Origin of the sequence: Streptomyces sp., from assembly GCF_036524955.1 — a bacterium.
Classification (GTDB): Bacteria; Actinomycetota; Actinomycetes; order Streptomycetales; family Streptomycetaceae; genus Actinacidiphila.
Genome location: NZ_DATDBG010000220.1, coordinates 1 through 6,019, shown reverse-complemented (window position 1 = coordinate 6,019; position 6,019 = coordinate 1). Strand labels below are relative to the sequence as shown.

Annotated in this window: 4 protein-coding genes; 3 read left to right on the top strand and 1 reads right to left on the bottom strand. The window is 73.7% G+C overall.

The features are described 5' to 3' along the window. Both VIW71_RS17945 and VIW71_RS17940 read left to right on the top strand, forming a co-directional pair. The coding region (locus tag VIW71_RS17945) for a GNAT family N-acetyltransferase (RefSeq protein WP_414720773.1) at nt 1–297 on the top strand (297 nt) is incomplete at its 5' end. A gap of 142 nt (nt 298–439) precedes the next feature. Beyond that, complete coding sequence (locus VIW71_RS17940; protein WP_331623349.1) at nt 440–1,699, top strand: MBL fold metallo-hydrolase; 1,260 nt, start codon at nt 440–442, stop codon at nt 1,697–1,699. A 43-nt stretch (nt 1,700–1,742) separates the two neighbouring features. Here VIW71_RS17940 and VIW71_RS17935 read toward each other — a convergent pair whose 3' ends face one another. Continuing rightward, nucleotides 1,743–4,787, bottom strand: a complete 3,045-nt coding sequence (locus tag VIW71_RS17935; protein ID WP_331623348.1) for a glycoside hydrolase family 2 TIM barrel-domain containing protein — start codon at nt 4,785–4,787, stop codon at nt 1,743–1,745. A 392-nt stretch (nt 4,788–5,179) separates the two neighbouring features. Here VIW71_RS17935 and VIW71_RS17930 point away from each other — a divergent pair, with 392 nt between their 5' ends. After that, entirely contained in the window at nt 5,180–5,962 is a 783-nt protein-coding gene (locus VIW71_RS17930) for a hypothetical protein (protein ID WP_331623347.1), read from the top strand. The last annotated feature ends 57 nt before the right edge of the window (nt 5,963–6,019 follow it).

Sequence of the window (6,019 nt, the reverse complement as noted above, 5' to 3'; positions counted from 1 at the left end):
AGTTCGCCGAGGACGTCGGCGAAGCGGCGATCGGCGGCGATCGGCGGCGAACGGGCGCTGGACGAGGCGATCGCGCACGGGGGCCGTACGCTCTGGGAGGCCGGAGGCGAACCGGTCGCGACGGCCGGAACCACCCCGCCGCAGGACGGCGCCGTGCGGGTGGTGGCTGTCTGCACCCCGGAGAGGCAGCGCGGGCGCGGGTACGCGGGCGCGGTGACCGCCCCGCGGTGTCACGGGCCGCGCGCGACGCCGGAGCCGACGCCGTACTCCTCTTCGCCGACCTGGCCGATCCGGTGAGCAACGGCCTTTACCAGCGGCTCGGTTACCTGCCGGTACGGGACCATCTGTCGATCAACTTCACCCGACGGGCGTCACAGGGCCCCCGCATAATGGACCCCGGCGGAAACCCCGCCGATCGACGATCCCGCCTGGAGGACCCGTGACCGGCGTCGGCCGACAGCCGTCCCCCCTCGTGAAGTTGCGCCCCGCGCCGTTCGGCGCCGATCCTGCGGGCGCGCGGCTGGACCGCATCCTGAAGTCACCGAACTACAAAAACGGCGCCTTCGTGAACCCCGTCGGCGCCCGCACCGGCCCCGGCGGCGACTTCTTCACGTCGCTTCCGGCCAACCTCCGCAAGGAGGCCCGCCTGTCCCGCAAGCCGGCCAGGCCGGTACCGCTGCACCCCACCACCCTCGCCGACCTCGCCGAGCCGCCGGCGTCCGGATTGCGGCTGACCTGGATGGGCCACTCCACGGTGCTCGCCGAGATCGGCGGCCGGCGCGTGCTGTTCGACCCGGTGTGGGGCGAGCGCTGTTCGCCGTTCTCCTTCGCCGGGCCCCGGCGCGTGCACCCCACCCCGGTGCCGCTGGCCTCCCTGACGGGCGTGGACGCCGTCGTCATCTCGCACGACCACTACGACCACCTGGACATGCCCACGATCCAGGCGCTGATCCGCAGCGACGTGCTCTTCGCGGTGCCGCTGGGCGTCGGCGCCCACCTGGAGCACTGGGGCGTACCGCCGGAGCGCCTGCGCGAACTGGACTGGAACGAGTCGACCGAGATCGCCGGCCTCCGCCTGACCGCCACCCCGGCCCGCCACTTCTGCGGACGCGGTCTGCGCGGTCGACAGCAGACCCTGTGGGCGTCCTGGGCGGTCACCGACGGCACCCACCGCATCTACCACAGCGGCGACACCGGCTACTTTCCCGGCTTCGCCGACATCGGCGCCGAGCACGGCCCGTTCGACGCCACGATGATCCAGATCGGTGCGTACAGCGAGTTCTGGCCGGACATCCACATGACCCCGGCCGAGGGCATGCAGGCCCACGTCGACCTGTCCGGCGGCGAACCGGCCGGCGTGATGCTGCCCATCCACTGGGGCACCTTCAACCTCGCCCAGCACGCCTGGTCCGACCCGGCGGAGGGCACGGTCGCCGCCGCCCGCGCGGTCGGCGCGAAGATCGCCACCCCGCGGGTCGGCGCCCCCTTCGAACCCACCGACCCGCAGGTGGACGACTGGTGGTGGCGCGAGGTCGCGGTGCGGCCGGCGGGCGGCTGGACCGCCCACCCGGCGGCGCCGAGCGCCCGCAGGAAGCCGGGCGACGCGGTCGGCGCGCTGCAGGCGGAGGACCCCATACGGTTGGACGGCGACGCGGACACCGGTGACAAGGGCGACCTTGAGGTGGCCCGCCCCCAGTAGACCGGTCCGGCCCGGAGCGGGTCGCGGACACGCTCCGGGCCGGTCACCCCCGCTCCCCGGGAGCGGGGCCGAGCCCGTCACCGTCAGAGCCCACGCCGTCCGCACCGCCCAGCACGGTGAAACTGAACGAGAAGGCGGCCGGCTCCGCCGTCAGGCGGAAGGCGGGCAGCACCTCCGGGCCGCAGGCGTGACTGCCGACGCCGTGCAGCGCGTGGTCCAGGTGCACCCACAGCACCTCGGACCGCCGCAACTCGTGGGTGTGCCGCGCCGCGTCCAGCGCCCGCGTGCTCCACGGCCGCGCGGTGAACCAGAACGGCGGCGCGCCGTCCACCCGCAGCCCGCCGCCACCCGCCCGGCGCAGTTCGGCCCAGCGGACATCGGCCCGCGCGCCGTTCTCCTGCGGGCGGACGTACGGCGTCTGGAGGCCGTCCACGGTCGAACTCCAGCGCCCGATCCGGGAGGCCGCGCGCGTGTCGGGATAGGCCTCGCCGGGCCCGCCCCCGTACCACTGGACGGAGGTCAGCGTTGGGCTCAGGCCCAGACGTACGCCGAGCCGGGGCAGCGGCAGCCGCCAGTCGCCCTCCGGCACCACCTGGACGTCGAGCCCCAGCCGGTCGCCGGTCGCGGTCCAGACGTAGACGGTGCGCAGCGCCAGGTCGGAGGCGGCCGGCGCCACCCGGGTGGCGACGGTCAGCGCGTCCTCGCCCACGGTGACCCGTTCGATCCGGTGCCGCATCCGGTGCAGCCCCAACTCCCGCCAGAGCCGCTCCAGCTGGCCGCCGGGGAAACCCTCCGCACCGCGGTCGTTGTCGATCGGCGCCCGCCAGACGTCGAGCGCGACGTCCCGTACCTCGGAGCCGCCCAGACACTTCAGCGAGCCGCTCGCCGCGTCGAACGTGCCCGGGCCGAGGACGATCAGGCCGCCCTCGGCCCGCCGCGGAGTGTGCGGCGCGGGCTCCGGGGCCGGCGGCCGGACGGCGGTGGCGGACGGCTCGGGGGTGCGGCCCGCCGGGGCGGGGCGGTTCGCGGCAGCGGTCGGGGCCGCCGCGAACTGTGCCCAGGCCACCTCGTGTCCCGACGGCGCCCAGGCGGTGTCCTCGGCGAGCACCGCCCGTACTGTCCACCACGCCTCGCCGGGCCGGCCTGCCTCCGCCGCTACGGGCACCTGCGGCAGGTCCAGCACCACGCTCGCGCCGGGCGCCACGTCGGGCACGTCGAGCCGCCCGGAGCCGCCCACCACGCCCGCCACCTCGTACGACCAGCGGAACGCCAGCCCCGAGAGATCGGAGAAGTCATGGCGGTTGGTGACCGTCGTGGTGCCGCGCGCCGGGTCGCCCTCGATGCGCACCGGCTCGATGACCTTCTTGTACTCGATCAGCCCCGGTGACGGCGTGCGGTCGGGGAAGAGCAGTCCGTCGCAGACGAAGTTGCCGTCGTGCACCTCCTCGCCGAAGTCGCCGCCGTACGCGAAGTACGCGGTGCCGTCCACGGCCCGCCGACGCAGCCCGTGGTCGATCCACTCCCAGACGAAGCCGCCCTGGCAGCGCTCGTACGTCTCGAAGATCCGCTGGTACTCCGACAGGCCGCCGGGACCGTTGCCCATCGCGTGCGCGTACTCGCACAGCACGAACGGCATGGCGCGCCGCCGCTCGTCCGACTCGGCGTCGGCCAGCGGCGGCTCCGCGCGGCGGCCGATCAGCTCGGACTCCGCGTGGTCGGCGTACATCCGCGAGTACACGTCGGTGTCCGCGCAGGTCCGGTCGCCCTCGTAGTGGATCGGGCGGGACGGGTCGCGCCGCCGTATCCAGGAGGCCATCGCGGACAGGCCGCGGCCGGTGCCGCACTCGTTGCCCAGGGACCACATGATCACCGACGGGTGGTTCTTGTCGCGCTCCACCATCCGCGCCGCCCGGTCCAGCAGCGCCGGCGTCCACCGGTCGTCGTCCACCGGATTGCCGCGCCAGCCCACCAGCTCGAAGCCGTGCGTCTCCAGATCGCACTCGTCCACCACCCACAGCCCCAGCTCGTCGCAGAGGTCGAGGAACGCGGGGTGCGGCGGATAGTGGCTGGTGCGGACCGCGTTGACGTTGTGCTGCTTCATCAGCAGCAGGTCACGGCGCATCGTCTCGATGTCCACCACGCGGCCGTGGTCCGGGTCGAACTCGTGCCGGTTCACCCCGCGCAGGAGGACGCGGCGGCCGTTCACCTTGAGCACGCCGTCCTCGACGGCGACGGTACGGAACCCGATCCGCAGCGGAATCCGCTCTCCCTCGGTGGCGAGCTCGGCGTCGTACAGCCGCGGCACCTCCGCCGACCACGGCTCCACCGGTACGATCACCGGCTCGCCGGTCGGGACGTCCAGCCCCAGCTCGGGTACGGTCACCGTGCCCCGCGGTTCGCAGTCCACCCGCAGCGTGCCGGTACCGGTCAGGTGGTCGTACCCGCAGGTGACGAAGAAGTCGGTGACCGCGCCCTCGGGGCGTTCGATCAGCGTGACGTCCCGGAAGATGCCGGGCAGCCACCACATGTCCTGGTCCTCCAGATAACTGCCGGACGACCACTGGTGCACGCGGACCGCCAGCACGTTGCCGCGCGGCCGCAACCGCTCGCCGACCTCGAACTCCACGGGCAGCCTGCTCCCCTTGAAAGTGCCGAGTTCCTCGCCGTTGAGCCAGACCCGGGCGCAGGAGTCGACCCCGTCGAAGCGCAGCACCGCCGCGCCGCCCGGCCAGTCGTCCGGCAGATCGAAGAACCGGAGGTGGTCGCCGGTCGGATTCTCGGTCGGCACGTGCGGCGGATCGACCGGGAAGGGGTAGCGGACGTTGGTGTACGCGGGCCGGCCGTGCCCCTGCAGCGGCCAGTGGGACGGTACGGCCAGCACGTCCCAGCGCGAGGCGTCGAAACCGGGCCGCGCGAAGCTGTCGTCCTCCGCGTCCGCGGTCGGCGACAGGCGGAACCGCCACGCGCCACCGAGGTTCACCCGCCGGGCGTCGGACACCGCCGACCAGGCCCGCGGCGGGAGCGCTCCCGTGCCGGGGGAGACGTCCTCGTAGTAGGGGGGCGTCCCGGACGGTGGCGCGTCGTGCATGGTGGTGCCCTGCCTTTCTGATCTGGGTTTGAGCTGGTCATTCGTAAGATCGGTGGAACCTCGGGGCGCTGCGTACGGCTGTATGGTGGTCGCCACCGATGGCTTGAGGAGCTCCTCGGGGTGGGGCTCGGGGGGTGCCGGGCCGGTGGGCCGGGTCGTCCGGTGCCGGGCGGCCGGCGAGCGGGTCGGGGCGGGTTCGGGTGGTCGCCGGGAGGCTGCCGGGCTCGTCATCGGCCGCCCGGAGCGGGTGTGCGGGATCGATTCTGCTGAGGCGGGGACGTCGGCGCCAGATGCATTGACCACGGAATCCGGAACGGCCTTGCACCACAACGCACTTGACCCGCCGGGCCCGGCGCTGGGAGCATGCCCGCCCGGAACGTAGGGGGGATTCCATGGCGTACCTCGTTGGCGCTGTCGGCGCGGTCGAGCCGATACCGGGACTCAAGGGCGCGTCGGCCTTCGTCCTCATCGCCGCGGTCGTGGTGATCATCGCCGGTATCGCGGTGCTCCCGCTGATCATGGACGTACGGCGGGCCACCGACTGGCGGCAGCAGATCACGAACCGGCTGATCGATCAGGCACACACCGATCCCGGGATACGGGACTTCCTCCGTGATCTGCGCGAGCCGAGGGGCGTGCGCGGGCTCACCCGCAGCATCATCGCGGTGCTCATCCTGGCCCTGGTCGGGTTCGCCCTCGCCGTGGCCATGCTCTCCTCCGGCGGGGACGCCGGTGACCTGCGCAAGACCATCGTCACCTCCCTGATGACCGTGCTTGCCACGGTCGCCGGCTTCTACTTCGGCTCACTGGGCGCCCAGAACAGCGCGGAGGACGCGCGGCGCCACGCGGCCCGGCACACCGGGCGGGACACGCTCACGGCGACGGCGGGCCCGGGGGGCAACGCGGAGGTGTCGGTGGGGGAGGGGTCCCCGGAGGGCGGTGCGGTGAGGGAGGAGCCCCTGGAGGGCACTGCGGCCGGGGCGTCGTCCGGGGCGGGTGGCGGTGCGGAAGGGGGAGGTGTGGGGTTCCCGGAGGGCGGTGTGGAAGGAAGGTCGCCGGGGGCCGGTGGCGGTGTGGAGGCGGGGGGTGTGGGGTTCCCGGAGGGCGCTCCGAAGACCGCTGCGGAGGGGGAAGAGGCATCGGAGGACGGTGGCGTGCCGGGGAAGGGCGCCTGAGCCCGCGCTCCCCGGGTACGTCCGCGGAACACTTGTCCCGCACCAACGGTCGATCCT